Source organism: Rhizobium cerradonense (assembly GCF_030182455.1).
Classification (GTDB): domain Bacteria; phylum Pseudomonadota; class Alphaproteobacteria; order Rhizobiales; family Rhizobiaceae; genus Rhizobium.
On sequence record NZ_JAQJCK010000010.1, the window covers coordinates 17270 to 31932 of the forward strand.

Here is a 14663-nt window from a genome sequence, read left to right on the forward strand (position 1 = left end):
AGAAGTCCGTTATTGTCCGCGCCAGCCTTCGTAGCTGCGCTCTATCCGTCGAAATACGAGGCTCTCCATGAGCCACGCTATGAGTCCGATCAGCGCGATGCCGAGAAGCACCTGCGCCGAATTGCCGACCTGCCCGCCCATCGCGACCATCCAGCCGATCCCCTGGGAGGCGCCGATCATCTCGGCGGCGACGAGCGCGCGCCATGCCTGCGCAAAGCCGATGCGCAATGCGGCGATCAGGAAGGGGAGGGAGGCAGGCAAATACACGTGGGCCAGCAGTTGAAACCGTTTGGCACCCAGAATGCGGGCTGCGCGTACCTCCCCACCGCCGATGGAAAGCACGCCCTCCTGGATCGTCAAAGCCATCGGAAAAGCCGACGCTATGAATATGACAACGGCGATCGAGAGATAGCCGAGGCCGAAGAAGATCAGGGAGAGCGGCGCCCAGGCAATCGGAGGGATCGCCATGAACAGACCGAGCAAAGGCTGGGCGAACTCCCGGAACGGCCGCCAAAGTCCGGCGGACACCCCTATGAGCAGAGCCGCCAGGACAGCCGCGCCGAAGCCGCCGAACTCACGCAACAAGCTGGCCAGAAACTGGCGGCTGAGCTCGCCGGACTGGATCCAGCGCAATCCCTCGGCTGCCACCTCCCAGGGCTGTGGCAGCACGTAAGACGGAACCCTGCTGGCGGCGAGGCACCACACGGCAAGCAGGAAGGGAAGCGCTGCCCAGCGCCAGGACGGCTGCGGAAAACGCCGCCGCGCTGTCAAGTTCTTCATCGATCGGATCTCACCGCTGAGCGGCCGCTTTCGCGGCAAAACTGTCGTCAATGATGTCATCGACGTTCAACGGCTTATTGAGAATGCCGAGGTTAACGGAGTAATCGATGAGGCGCTGGATGAAGGCGCGGTCGGACGGCTCGATTTCAGCGGACCAGCCAAGGCGTTTCCTGGCTTCCGCAACGATCGCTTCCGGCGGAACCACGCTTCCGTCCGCGGCGTTCACCGATTCCAGCTTGAAACTCCGGGCAATGATCCGATTGGCCTCCTCGGGGTTCTCCCGGAGAAATGCGATGGCCTTGGCATTGGCCCGCAGCAATTTGACGAGGTCGTCCGGCCGCTCCTTCAACGTTTTTGCAGGTGCTGCCACGACATACCATGGATAGCCCGGCAGGGCGCCATTCACGTCGAATACGACCCGACCAGCGCCGCGAAGCACAGACTGACTGATGAATGGCTCCCATGAAAAGGCTGCATCCACCACGCCTGTATCAAGGGCGGAGTTCATGTTGCCCACGGGCATCTGCGATAATTGGAGGTCGGTGTCCGGATTGAGGCCGGCAGTCTCCTTCAGGACGAAGCCGCGCAGCAGCACGTCCATGCCGCTTCCTCTGTTGACGCCAGCGAGTTTCTTGCCTTTGAGGTCTGAGAGCGATTGAATGGAGCCATCCGCTTTTGCGATCAAGGCTGCCTGACCACAGTTCACTTTGGCGATGATCTTCGCTTCGAGCCCGCGCGCGGCCCATTGATAGACGGGCGGGGCGCCGATATAGGCCACGTCGATTTCCCCTCCCGCCACCGCCTGCTGAATGACGGGGCCGTCGCCAAAACCCTTGAGCTCGACGTTCAATCCCTCTTCCCGAAAGTAGCCTTTCTCCCCGGCGATGAGGGCCGGCGCATTTGCCATGGCTTGGACCCAGCCGATGCGAAGCGGCGGGGGTTCCTGCGCACCAGCGGGCCAGGCAGCAGCAAGCGCGAGAAGAGCTGCAGGTAGAATGCGTTTCATCGGATGGTTCCCTTCAGGTAATGCGTTGATTGCTGATCATAACGGCGGCGATTTGCTCGGCGAGCCGTTCGCGCAGTTGCGCAAACAAAGGATTGGCTCGCGTGCCTCGCTGGTCGCGAGGACGCGGCAAATCGATTGTCACTTCTGCCGTGATGCCGGTCGGAGGCAGACCGAGGACCAGGACGCGATCCGCCAGATAGATCGCTTCGTCGATGTCATGCGTGATGAACAGCACGGTCTGGCCCAAGCTCGACCAGATGCGGAGCAGTTCGTCGTTGAGGGAAGAGCGCGTCATGGCGTCGAGTGCTGCGAACGGTTCATCCATGAGCAGAAGGCGCGGCTCAAGTGCCAGCGAGCGCGCAAGCGCGACGCGCTGACGCTGGCCGCCCGACAATCGGTGAGGCGGTTCGTCCGCATGTTCTCCCAGGCCGACAAGCCGCAGAAAATGCAGGGCGACGGCCTTTTGCTCCTGTGGCGATCCCCTGCGATTCATACGAAGGCCAAAGCGGACATTTTCCAGGGCGCTCAGCCAGGGGAAAAGATTGGGTGACTGGAACACATATCCGAGTGCCGGATGCTCCGGCACAACCGACGCCCCATCTATGGTGATATGACCGGCTTGTGGATGCAGGAACCCGGACAATAGATTGAGCAATGTCGACTTGCCGCAGCCCGAAGGACCGAGGACCGCGACAAATTCTCCCGGACGGGCTTCCAGGGAAAACCGTTCGAATATACTGCGTCGGCTTTCGGGATAAGCGAAACCCATGCCATTCACCGAAAAGGTCGCGCCGCGTGAAAGCTGCCGTGCTGGGGAAACAAATGCCATATCGCGTTCGAATAATCCGACGTTGGAATTGCCCCAGTTTTTAATACATTATAATACAAGTTATCAACGCGGAGCCTTCCCTTGTCCGGCGGCAAAGGAGAACGGTATTCCAAAGCTGTAAGAGTCCGTGGTCTTTTTAACCTCGATGGAAAATAGATGAGCCTGATACGCAACAACCCGGTGGCGATGTATCTCCAGATCGCCGATCGCCTTCGCCGCGAGATCGCTGAAGGGACATATGAGCCCTCCGGGCGACTGCCATCGGAATCGCAGATCATGGTGCGCTTCGACGTCAGCCGCGTCACCGTCCGCCTTGCGCTTGAGCAGCTCGATAAGGACGGGCTGATCGAGCGTAGGAAAGGCAAGGGCACTTTCGTCGCCGGCAAGCAGGTCCGCCATCAGATCGATACCCTGCGCAGCTTTCACGAGTCGCTGAAAGTGCAGGGCTTCGATGCCACGATGCGGATCGTCGAACTGATCGCGATTGAAACGCCGTCGGCGTTTGTCTCGTTGTTCGGAGCAAAATGCGCGCTGTTGGAGCGCCTTCACATGGTAGATGACGAGCCCATAGCCTTAGGCCGAAGCCTCATGCCCGCCGTCATGTCCGAGCTGGATCTGGAAACGGCCGAACAACGACCGACCTATGCCCTCCTCAAAGACAAAGCGGGCGCCGATATTGGCTCCGCCGAGATAGCGATCGGCGCGCGCGCTGTCCCATCTCGAATATCGTCCTTGATCGGCGTTGCCGCAAATGCGGTCTTGCTTGTCCTCGAACGAACCTCTTATTTCGATCATGGTGCCTGCGCTGAGTGGTCGGAATTTTTCATCCGGCCAGAGCGATACAAATTTGTCCTCGGCAATCGAATGTCCGCTTAAATCGAGCACTTCAAGCTGTTTCAGCATCGCTGATCTTGGGATCACGGTTCGTGTTCCTCAAGAGCGGTCATCTATAGCTTTCGCTTGTTAGTGCAGCGGAATGATCGAAGCGGAAGCCAAATCCCTGCAAGGCTTGCATCTAAGTGGATGCTTGAACAGAAGGCTGTCAGGAGGCGCCCGGTTGGCGATGGGCAAAGTCGTCGCACGCTGCCAAGCGTGCGTTCTGTGAGCGCAGACTGCACTGCGCTCACGAAAGGCATAGATTAATAGCGGCACGCTGATGCCAGCGCGCATCATGTGTTGCTATTTCGACAGATCGGCCGTCGCCGCCAGAATCACTTTTGCTACTTCCGCAGGCTGCGATAGTTGCGGCGTGTGTCCTGCCGGCAAGCTCACGACATGGGCCGAGATTTTCTTTGCCATCGCTTTCTGGAGATCCGGCTGAATCATGCGGTCCTGCTCGCTGACGATGTACCATGAAGGTTTCGTCTTCCAGGCAGCATCGCTTACTTTCTCCTCGAAATTCTTGCCGCGTACAGGACCTTGCGTGGCCGCCATCAGCCGTGTTTCATCTGCCGGAAGATCCTGGGCTAGGTGCTGTGCGACCCCTTCAAGGCTGAGTGTCAGGAAACCCTCTTTATCCGCGATGATGTGGGCGAAACCCGAGGGAACCGGATAGTCCTTGGACAAATCCGCAACCGATTGACCTTCCGAGGGAGCGAACGCGGCGACATAAACCAGCGATTTGACGTGCTCGTGCTGGCCAGCCTCCGTGATGACGACGCCGCCCCAGGAATGACCCACCAGAACGACCGGACCGGTCTGCGTATCCAGCGCGCGCCGCGTGGCTGCTACATCATCTGCCAGCGACGTAAGCGGGTTCTGCACCGAAACAACCTTCAGCCCTTCTTTTTGAAGGAGTGGAATGACTTTGTTCCATGCCGATCCGTCGGCAAAAGCGCCGTGCACAAGCACAACGACAGGCTTTTCGACCTCGGACGCACTGGTGGGTGCTGCGTTTGAGGCCAGCGCAGTGCTGCCCATGACGGCGGCTACAACTGCTTTTTTCACGAATGATGACATCAAGTGCTCCTTTGAATTGGGCCTACCGCAGGCTTTGCGGAAGGCAACCGCGATCAGATGGAAGGCACTTGTACATATGAAAATATTGGGAATAAATGTTCGAACAGGATCATGATAACAAACGATGAGTTTCAAATGGACAGACTGGCTTGCATGCAGGTTTTTGTGAAAGCCGTCGAAGCAGGTTCAATTTCGGCTGCCGCCGCTGAACTCGGTATGTCATCCCAATTGGCAGGCAAGCAACTAAGGGCGCTGGAGCAGGATTTCGGCATCAAGCTGTTGAACCGCACCACGCGTAGACAAAGCCTCACCGACAGTGGCCGCATATTCTACGATCATGCCAAGAACATCATGGCGGAGATGGAGGCAGCCGAGGCGCTGATTGCTGAAACCCGCTCAATCCCGCGAGGACGACTTCGCGTCAGTGCACCGATCACTTTCGGCAGTCACGCGCTCGCGCCTGAATTACCGGAATATTTGAAGCGGCATCCGGAAGTCTCATTGGACCTCAGCCTGACCAACCGCACCGTAGACCTTGTGGAGGAGGGTTTCGATGTTGTCTTCCGGACTGGAGAGCTCCCGGACAGCCGACTGTTGACGAGAGGGCTGGCGCCTCTTCGTTTGGTTTTGTGTGCCGCACCCTCCTATCTAAAGTCGGCCGAAAAACTGACGAAACCGGAAGACCTGCAACAGCACGAGTGCCTGGTGTTTTCGCACACATCACTTAGAACGCAATGGGCGTTCGAGGGACCGGGTGGCGTCATATCCGTCCCGATCGCTGGCAGGTTTTCGACCGACAGCGGCGAAGCGCTACGCGCCGCTGCTGTTGCTGGTATGGGGGTACTACTGCAGCCGCACGAGCTGGTGGTCGAAGAAATCCGGGCCGGGCGCCTGGTGAGGCTTCTGCCAGAGTATGAACCGCCCGCCCGTCCACTACACGTACTCTATGCGCCCGACAGGCGGATGACGCCCAAGCTGCGAAGCTTTCTGGATTTTGCCGTTCGGAAGTTCGGTCTGCAGTAGCCGAGCGGGCAAGAGCGCTGATTGCGCTCATCCGGAATTTCGCTAACGGGTGCTGTCGTCGCGTTTCTCACCGATGCTACGAAAATCGGTCGACACGCACCATCAAGAATAGGGCCTCTATGTCGAACAGGCCCTATCCGCAGGCCAAAGGGTGTATATCACAAACGACATTATCATGTTCTAATTCAATGGTCGGACGTGCCTCCGACGATTGAAATCAAGCACTTCATGGCAACTGGCCCCTATCCCTAACCGGATAGGGGCTTTTTGTGTGGGACAAGGGCTAGGTTCCACAGGAGTTACCGAACAGGCAGCACTCCAGAGGCTGATGCAACCACCCGACCGAGTTCGAACAACGCTAGCCGATTTGATTTTATGGCGCTTGCAAGATAGAGGGCTCACACAAGTTTGGCCGCCCATGCTACGAGCGTGACGGCAACTGACACAGTTAACAAGGCAACCCGGCGGGCAGACATGAGCGACCAGAACGATGAATACATCTACGACGAACTGAGCGGCGAATGGCGGCCGGCTTCGGAGATCGCCGCGGAGGCCGCGAAAGCTGCGGAGGTCCGCGACGCATCCGGCAATGTGCTGGCCGATGGGGACTCCGTGGTTCTGATCAAGGATCTCAAGGTAAAGGGAGCCGGCCAGACGCTCAAGCAAGGGACGGTCATCAGGTCGATCCGGCTCACCGACAACCCGGAAGAGATCGACTGCCGGCATGACGCGATCAAGGGGTTAGTCCTGCGCACCGAGTTCGTGCGCAAGCGGTGATCGGAGAAATTAGCGTTCAGGCATCTGCTGGTGATGCGCCGATTGCAGCTTAACCTTGGTACGTGGCTTCAAACGGCATCAACACTAGGCGCTCCCAGCAGATCGATGACTTCTTGACAGCGGCCGCGAAACTCCAGGCTCGATGACGGGAGTCCCGCATTCCCGACCAAGGTTGTTTCGGGACTCCCGGCCGTCGCATGGGAGCCCCGCTTCAGCACGTACAGTAGATCGCCGGCTGCGTGCTTAAACCAGAGCAAACCTCCTTGCGTCAGAAATGCGAGATTAATATCCACTGAGGCGTGTGCCGTTTCGGATCGCGGCTGTGCAGGCCGCCCATGGGCATGTGGCACTTGGGCTTCAATGATGCGACCGAAGCAGCACCATCGCCGGGCCTGCCAGAGCAGCGGCCGCGATCATAAGTGAAATTCCCACCTTCAGTACCTTTATCCGGCGTGTCCTGACGCCGCTCCAATCATACACCAACTTATCCCTCCGACTGCTGGCCTGGGTAATGTGACCTAGCGGCCTCCCAACGTATGGCAAGGGGACGGAAATAGCCGTCCCCTCGGAAGAGACGCAAACGAATGAAGAGGTCCTGCCTCGTGGCAGTGAGGCAGGACCAGAGCACCGGTTATGGCTCATGCTGCGCGTACAATTTACCGGGTGGGCGTTTGGTTCGCGCGAGGTTTGGTACCACCGCCAGATGAAACCAAACTGAAGACAGGTCGCGGTATGGCTGGCTCTTCACGCGGCCGTATCCCTCTTAAGAAAGAAAACCTCATGGATCGAGCGAAATTCTTCGCTTTCATGCGCTCAACCGTATCCTCGCTGGATGTTGTGCAGGAATTGCTATGAGGGCATGATCGCTGCTTTGATAAAGCATGTTTTGCGGCAGACGAAAACGCCCGCAACCGTCGTAAATGCCGGTAACGATGTGAACATGGAAATCGATGCTGATTTATTCTGAAAAATAGCAGCGGGAGGAGGGCCCAATGACGACTATCCATCAGATGCAGTATCGCGAACGGCTGAGATCCGCAAAGGAGGCCGTCGCTCTGATCCCGTCTGGCGCGAAGGTGGCGATGCCGATAGCTGCCGGTCAGCCGCCTGCCATTCTTGCGGCATTGGCCGAGCGAGCTCGGGCGGGAGCCGTCGACAATGTGCGGCTCCACTATCTTCTTTGTACTGGCGTTGCGGGAACCAGCGTCTTCGATTTCGACCTCTGCCACCGGATCATTCCGATCAGTTACTTTCACGGAGGCGTGGAGCGTGCGCTCGACAAGAGGCGATCGGCGGAAGCATTGCCGGCTGTCGACCTGGTGCCCTGCCATTTCAGCCAGGTGCCGCGCTCTCTGGTGGAGCACGTCGGAGTAGATACGCTGATTGCAATCGTCGCGCCGATGGATGCGGATGGCAATTTCAGCCTCGGCGCAAGTACCGACTATGCGCTCACAGTATCGCGAAAGCCAGGAATTCGGCTGATCCTCGAAGTCAATGCCAAGATGCCCTATGTGCGAGGCGATTGCATGATCCCCGTATCAGCCGTCACGGCGGTGGTCGAAAATGACGTCGGTCTGCCGATCCTGCCGGCCGCTCCGAGCAATGAAGTGGACGATGCCATCGGTGCGATCGTTGCAGGCCTGGTGGAAGACGGCGATTGCCTGCAAATGGGTATCGGCGCCTTGCCGGATGCAGTGTGTTCGCGCCTTTCGCAACATCGCCACCTTGGCATCCATACGGAAATGATGACGGTGGGCCTTGCCAATCTGGTCAAGGCGGGCGTGGTCGACAATAGCCGCAAGCAGACACATGTCGGGCGGTCGGTCTTCACCTTTGCGCTGGGAGATCAGTCGCTTTACGACTTCCTGCACAACAATCCGGACATTGAAGCCCATCCTGTCGACTATGTGAACAATCCTTTCGTCATTTCTCGGAACGACCGGGCTGTGTCAGTCAACGCGACGCTGCAGATCGATCTGAATGGGGCATGCAATTCGGAATTCATGAACGGCAGGCAGTTCAGTGCATCCGGCGGTCAGGTCGATTTCGTGCGTGGCGCCTATGCTTCGCGGGGAGGGCGGTCGATCATCGCTTGTCATTCCACCGCGGCGAAGGGCACGCTCTCGCGCATTGTTCCGGCACTGACCGGGCCGGTGACTACATCGCGCAACGACACGCATATCGTCGTCACGGAATATGGATGGACGAACCTCAAGGGCAAGTCCGTGGCCGAGCGAGCAAGGGCACTGATTGCGCTGGCCCACCCGGATTTCCGCGAGGAGCTGGATCGGGCAGCCCATGGGGCGGGGTTTTATGCTGATACCGTGTTGAATTCACGAACTTCAGACACCCACCGTTGAGACGAGAAGGCCGTTCTCTGCAGCACGTATGATGACGCCCGTACCGCACCTCAAAACTCTAAAGCGAGCACAACCCGAGCTATGTCGGGTCGTGTTTCGTCTGTGGCTACCTACTTCTGTATCCTGCTGCGATGCCGAAACTAGGGGGCAGCCAGTCCTGCATCAAAACTCCTCCCAATCGGCCTTGCGAGCAACCGCCGTGTTGCCGGAGAAGGTATTGGCTAGCTTGCGGCCGAGTGCCCGTGCCGGCGACGCAACTGGTTTCGCTGTCCCAACAACCAGACGCGACGCCATCGCTGGTCCGAGCTTGAACTGTGCAATGAGATCGCGAAGCGTTCTGACTTGGTCTGCCAGGCCGTTGGTGGCAGCAGTCGATTCCTCCACCATTGCCGCATTCTGTTGCGTGGCCTGATCCATCTGGTTCACAGCGATGCTGACTTCGGAAAGACCCGTCGACTGCTCCCGCGCGGCAGTCGAGATGGAATACACATGCTCGTTCACCTTGACGACCTGACTTTCAATCGCTGCGAGCGCCGAGCCCGTCGCTGTGACAAGCTTTACGCCAGAGCTGACCTCCTCGCTGGAGCGATTGATGAGCGTCTTGATGTCCTTGGCGGCATTTGCCGATCGCTGTGCCAGTTCGCGGACTTCCTGAGCAACGACAGCGAAGCCCTTGCCGGCGTCCCCGGCACGGGCGGCCTCAACGCCGGCATTTAGTGCAAGCAGGTTTGTCTGGAAGGCGATCTCATCAATGACATTGGTGATTTGACCGATCTCGCCTGAGGCTTGCTCGATCCTGCCCATCGCCGCAACGGCTTCCTTGACGACGGAACTTGATTGCTCCGTGCTCTTGCGTGCTTCGTTGACCATATGGCTGGCTTCCGACGCCCGGGCGGTGGAATTCTTCACGGCAACGGTGATTTCCTCGAGTGCAGAGGATGTTTCTTCGAGCGAGGCCGCCTGTTGCTCGGTGCGCTTGGACAGGCTGTCAGATGCGGTCCGCATCTCTCCTGCGTTGCTGTTGATCGTTTCGATTGCGCTGGATACCTCGCCAAGTATGGAGCGCAAATTGACCATCGTTGCGTTGACGTTGTCCTTCAGTTCGCCAAATGCTCCCTGGAAATCTCCGCTCATCGTTTCGGTCAGATCTCCTTCTGCAAGGGCTGCAATAACCCGGCGGGTCTCGGTAATGCCACTGTCGACGGAGGCCACCAGTTCGTTGACGCCCGCCGCAAAATGGTCGAGGTCCGGATTGTCATAAGCCTTCGTGATCCGCTGCGTGAAATCGCCCGCAACAGCGGCGGACACAACTGCAGCGATACTCGTCTGCAGATCGGCGCTCTTGGTCTGCAACGCGGCTTCCTGGGCGTTCAAATCTCGAACCTTGATCCCATTCTGCTTGAACACCTCGATCGCGTGCGCCATCGCGCCGATTTCGTCATGGCGGTTGGCGTAGGGAACTCCTGCGTCGAGATTTCCCGCGGCGAGCTTGCTCATGCTGTTGGTCAAAACGTTGATTGGGCGTGCAATCGCCTTTGAACCGTACAGGGCGGAGACGATCAGTGTGACAATCGCCAGCAATCCGATTCCAAGATTGAGCAGCAGGATCAGTGTTGCACCCGCTTTCGCGTCGTCGTCAGCCTGGCTCGCCGCTTTTTTTGCCGCCTCAACACCTTCGTCGAATAGTTTCGCTGCCTGATCGGAGATGGGCAGAAGTTTTGCCTGGATCTCCGCTGTTTTGGCTTGGATGGCGGGGGAGGCATCTTGGCTCTGTAATTTCGTCTTCATGACATCGACGAGTTCGGCTGTCATGGCAAAGAAATTTTCACTCAGGGATTTGAGCGTCTGCACTCGGTCCCGATCAGTGGGTAGCTTTACCTCGGCTGACGCTTGATCGAGATAGTTGATCACCGAATGATGGCGCGCTGCCAAATAGTCCACGGCCTTAGCTAGGTCTTCCGGTGACGAGGCCAATCGGAGATCGCGAACGCCGATCTGCATTCCACGCAGCGACGCTTTCGCATCAACCAAATTGCGGGAAACAATAAGTTGATCCTTCAGAAGCGCCGAGCGTTCGCCGATCATCTGGCCACCATACAAGACGACGAGAAGCATGGTCGCGACCATGAGAATGCCGATTGCGGAAAGCACCGCTAATTTTGTGCCAATACGGGATGAAATAGCCGACAGCATTTGTAATCACTCAATTGATCTGCAAGTTACCATCATAGGACCGGCAGAAGCGAAAATTGCGCGCAGCGTCATGCAATGCGTCAACGAATATTGCGCGAATATCAGAGATTTAGATCGCGCTCAGGGTGTCATGAAGCTGTCATAAAGGTAAAAAAGTGCCTTCAATCAGAGGCAACTCGGGCGCTTTTTCGTAAAATGGATAGTCATTGCGCGGATCAGACTGGTGATAGTCAAGTCGGAGAGAACAGCGACTGACAAAGGCTGATGTCTCGCTTAAGGAAAGCGGGCCTTGCCAGTGCATGACGCTCGTCCAATGCCTCTTCAACATATAACGTCTGAGCCATGATCTTCACCGAAGAGGTACAGACAGAAGTCGCACGAAAGCCACGGGCCGTCATTTCACTGAGCGATGGGACCAAAACCGCCGCTACATCTCACTTGTCCTTGAGCACAAGTGCGCTGGTCAAATCGCCGAGTGGCTTCTGCTTATGGGCAGCGATAGCAGCGTCACGCACAGTGATGCCGTGCAGCGTCGGAAGCTCGAAGCGGCGCGTGACGAAACGCAGGATCGAGGTCGTGTCCATGGGCGTGTGATCGACATAGCCGTGCCGCGCATAGGGCGAGACGATAATTGCTGGAATGCGTGAACCCGGTCCCCAACGGTCGCCCTTAGGCGGTGCCACGTGATCCCACAGGCCGCCATTTTCGTCATAGGTGACAACGACCAGCATATGCGGCCATTGTGGGCTCTTCTCAAGATGCCCGATCAGATCGGCGATATGGGCGTCGCCAGCCTCAATATCGGCATAGCCAGAATGCTCATTAAGGTTGCCTTGCGGCTTGTAGAAAGACACTTGCGGCAGCGTGCCGGCATCGATCGCTTTGATGAACTCAGCGCCGGCCAAGCCGCCATCCCTCAGATGCTCGGTCCTGGCTGCGGTGCCGGGAGCGAAATTGGCATAATAGTTGAAAGGCTGGTGGTGATATTGAAGATTCGGCACTGGCTCCTTGTTGCCGTGGTCGAGCACATCCTGCCAAGCCCCGCCATACCAAGCCCAGGTCACGTGCTTGAGACTGAGCATATCGCCGATGGTTGGCTCAGTCTGTGGCGGCAATGTCGTTGGCTTGTTCGGGTCTGCCAATGCTTTGTCGCCATCCGGCGCGGGACCGTTACCGCTCGGCTGATAGGGCGGCTGCATGGTGTTGACGGCGTAGAAATCGGGCGTGAGGTTGCCGTCGCCGACGAATTTCGGAATGCCGTCTATCGCCGATTCTGGTGAATTGGCGGCGGCCTTAAGCGTCACCCCATCCGGCTCGACCACTGCGATCGAGGGCTTGGCGGCGCTGGTGTCGGCGTTGGCATAATAGGGCGCACAGGCGCAAATCAGCCATTGATGGTTGAAGAAGGAACCACCGAAAGCGCCCATGAAGAAATTATCGGCCAGCACGTATTTCTGGGCGACCTTCCACATTGCCGTCTTCGAGCCGTCCCACGAGCTCATCACCCACGCACCTGAATCGGCATAGGCGACGAATTTGTCGTTGCGTCCGCCGTCGATCTGCATCTGGTTCTGATAGTAACGGTGCCAGAGGTCGCGCGTGATCGTATTCGAGGTGAGGTTGAAGCCCTTGGGATCGTCGGCGCGGAATGGCCGATTGGGGAGATGCTCGGTCTCCGCTTGGGTCACCGGTGGTGTCACGCCTTTGGCGGTAAGACCCTCCCAGATCGGCGGCAACTCACGGAAAGGCTTGCCGTTGCGATCGCGCTGGATGCGTGCGCTTGCCGGCGCCTTCGAAATCCCGTTAGCCCCTGGGAAGCTGCCATAGAGATTGTCGAAGCTGCGATTTTCCGCGTAGATTATCACCACGGTGTCGATCAGCTTCAGATCACTGGCGGTGTTCCGCGCAGGTTCCGCCTTTGCGCCGGAGGCGCTGCCGCCGGCGATGGCAGGGGCAAAAGCCGTCACAGAAAGACTTAACGCGCAGACGGCCGCGGCAGTGATCGTTTTCATTTGAACTGATCTCCCCTGTTTCGGGTGGGCGTGCCTCCACCTGACGCGGCAGCTTATCCGGGGCAGAAGCTAACGCAAGTCCTAATTGAAATGATTCTAAAACCCAGCTATCGATCTTGAGGTGGAGACCTGAGATCGCAGTGAAGGGACGCGAGCACAGCGATGCAATCCAAACCGCGTATAAGACAGTGGGTGGGGATCTGTGCTGCCGCTTCATTGTTGCTCATGATGACCTCGGTCCACACAGGCCAAGCTTTGTCGCGGGCCGATGTGCGGCTGAAAACACAGGCCTTGTATGCACTCGGTAAAGCCCTCTTCTTCGATCCCTCCCTGTCAGCATCGGGCAAGATGGCCTGCTCCTCCTGCCACGACCCAAGCCACGCCTTCGGGCCGAATAATGACCTGGCGGTGCAGCTTGGCGGTGGCGACTTGCATCAGGCCGGGCTGCGAGCGGTGCCCTCGCTCAAATATCTGCAGGTGGTGCCGCCCTTCACCGAGCATTTTTTCGAATCCGAGGACGAAGCCGACGAAAGCATCGACAACGGGCCGACGGGTGGTCTGACCTGGGACGGCCGGGTCGATCGCGGCTGGGAGCAAGCCAGCATTCCCCTGCTTTCTGATTTCGAGATGGGCAATAAAAGCGAAGCGGAGGTCGCCGGCCGCGTGCTCGCGGCGGGCTACGCCAAGGCAATTACCGATATTGCCGGCTCAAAGGCCGTCGATGATCCGGCGATCGTCTTTCGCACCGCGGTTAAGGCACTGGAAGTCTTTCAGCAGGACTATCGGACCTTCTATCCCTATTCGAGCAAGTATGACGCAGTACTGGCCGGCAAGGCTCAGCTCACGCCACAGGAGGCAAGGGGGTTGGACCTGTTCAATGCAGCCGAGAAGGGGAACTGTGCTTCCTGTCACGTCAGTCAGCGTGGAAATGATGGCACGCCGCCACAGTTCACCGACTATGGGTTGATCGCCATCGGCGTGCCCCGTAATCGCGACATTCCTGCGAATAAGGATCCGGCGTTCTACGATCTTGGCCTATGCGGTCCCTTGCGCACAGATTTCATTGGACGCGAGGATTATTGCGGGCTCTTTCGCACACCAACGCTGCGCAACGTCGCTCTTCGCAAGACCTTCTTCCACAATGGCGACATTCATTCTTTGCGGGACGCCGTACGCTTCTACGTGGAACGTGAGACCCATCCGGAGCGCTGGTATCCTCGCAAACCTGACGGGAGTGTAGACAAATATGATGATCTGCCGGAGGCGGCAAAAGCCAACATAAACACCGACCCACCTTTCGACCGCAAGGCAGGCGACAAGCCCGCGCTTTCGCCCGCCGAAATCGACGATGTCGTATCTTTCCTCGGAACACTCACCGACGGCTACGAACGGTTGGAGTGAGGGCGTGAGCGGTCGTGTTTTGCTCGACGCCGCTTGCTGGGCAGATCGAGCAGACGGGCGACGGTCTCGGCGCCTTTGCCAGAAACTGCTATCTTGCCGGTATCGCTTATTTGGAGTTCAGTTCCGTTTGAAAAGCTGAGGGACCAGCCGTCATCGGTGGCTATGCGGCGCCTGTCCGTTAGTTCGATACCGGCCGCAGAGATCAGCGCGATCGCCTTTTCGACGTCCATGATCATCACTCACGCAAGAACATCCTGAGCATTTGTACTAAGGGTCCTGACGGCTCGCAAGTGTCGAGCGCCGAACCCCACGACGATCGCAGG

Annotated in this window: 12 protein-coding genes; 5 read left to right on the forward strand and 7 right to left on the reverse strand. The window is 58.1% G+C overall.

All coding sequences use genetic code 11. From position 1 onward, the window contains the following. Positions 1-9: 9 nt before the first annotated feature. The 3 genes from PH547_RS21650 to PH547_RS21660 are packed head-to-tail and all read right to left on the reverse strand — an operon-like array spanning position 10 to position 2615. The gene (locus PH547_RS21650) at positions 10-780 is read right to left on the reverse strand and encodes an ABC transporter permease (protein WP_285169433.1); all 771 of its coding nucleotides are present in this window, start codon (positions 778-780) and stop codon (positions 10-12) included. A gap of 10 nt (positions 781-790) precedes the next feature. Further along, a complete protein-coding gene (locus PH547_RS21655) occupies positions 791-1786 on the reverse strand; it encodes an ABC transporter substrate-binding protein (RefSeq protein ID WP_285169434.1) in 996 nt (331 codons plus the stop codon). Positions 1787-1799: 13 nt separating this feature from the next. Then, the gene (locus PH547_RS21660) at positions 1800-2615 is read right to left on the reverse strand and encodes an ABC transporter ATP-binding protein (protein ID WP_285169435.1); all 816 of its coding nucleotides are present in this window, start codon (positions 2613-2615) and stop codon (positions 1800-1802) included. 156 nt (positions 2616-2771) lie between these two features. On the opposite strand from PH547_RS21660, the gene PH547_RS21665 reads away from it, so the two are divergent. Next, entirely contained in the window at positions 2772-3491 is a 720-nt protein-coding gene (locus PH547_RS21665; protein WP_285169436.1) for a GntR family transcriptional regulator, read from the forward strand. A 303-nt stretch (positions 3492-3794) separates the two neighbouring features. On the opposite strand, the gene PH547_RS21670 is transcribed toward PH547_RS21665, so the two are convergent. Then, positions 3795-4574 carry an alpha/beta fold hydrolase gene (locus tag PH547_RS21670; RefSeq protein WP_285169437.1) on the reverse strand — a complete coding sequence of 260 codons (780 nt, stop codon included), beginning with the start codon at positions 4572-4574 and terminating at the stop codon, positions 3795-3797. A 135-nt stretch (positions 4575-4709) separates the two neighbouring features. On the opposite strand from PH547_RS21670, the gene PH547_RS21675 reads away from it, so the two are divergent. The 3 genes from PH547_RS21675 to PH547_RS21685 all read left to right on the forward strand — a co-directional run bounded on the left by PH547_RS21675 (position 4710) and on the right by PH547_RS21685 (position 8734). Continuing rightward, positions 4710-5597, forward strand: a complete 888-nt coding sequence (locus PH547_RS21675; protein WP_285169438.1) for a LysR family transcriptional regulator — start codon at positions 4710-4712, stop codon at positions 5595-5597. Positions 5598-6071: 474 nt separating this feature from the next. Beyond that, a complete protein-coding gene (locus PH547_RS21680) occupies positions 6072-6374 on the forward strand; it encodes an alkylphosphonate utilization protein (protein WP_104827597.1) in 303 nt (100 codons plus the stop codon). A gap of 992 nt (positions 6375-7366) precedes the next feature. Further along, positions 7367-8734 (forward strand): acetyl-CoA hydrolase/transferase family protein, encoded by a 1368-nt coding sequence (locus tag PH547_RS21685; protein ID WP_285169439.1) that lies wholly within the window; start codon positions 7367-7369, stop codon positions 8732-8734. A 162-nt stretch (positions 8735-8896) separates the two neighbouring features. Here PH547_RS21685 and PH547_RS21690 read toward each other — a convergent pair whose 3' ends face one another. Next, positions 8897-10927, reverse strand: a complete 2031-nt coding sequence (locus tag PH547_RS21690; protein WP_285169440.1) for a methyl-accepting chemotaxis protein — start codon at positions 10925-10927, stop codon at positions 8897-8899. A gap of 434 nt (positions 10928-11361) precedes the next feature. Further along, complete coding sequence (locus PH547_RS21695; protein ID WP_285169441.1) at positions 11362-12939, reverse strand: acid phosphatase; 1578 nt, start codon at positions 12937-12939, stop codon at positions 11362-11364. 225 nt (positions 12940-13164) lie between these two features. On the opposite strand from PH547_RS21695, the gene PH547_RS21700 reads away from it, so the two are divergent. After that, the gene (locus PH547_RS21700; RefSeq protein WP_285169531.1) at positions 13165-14340 is read left to right on the forward strand and encodes a cytochrome-c peroxidase; all 1176 of its coding nucleotides are present in this window, start codon (positions 13165-13167) and stop codon (positions 14338-14340) included. Here PH547_RS21700 and PH547_RS21705 read toward each other — a convergent pair. Further along, entirely contained in the window at positions 14322-14576 is a 255-nt protein-coding gene (locus tag PH547_RS21705) for a hypothetical protein (protein ID WP_285169442.1), read from the reverse strand. The genes PH547_RS21700 and PH547_RS21705 overlap by 19 nt on opposite strands. Between the last annotated feature and the right edge of the window lie 87 nt (positions 14577-14663).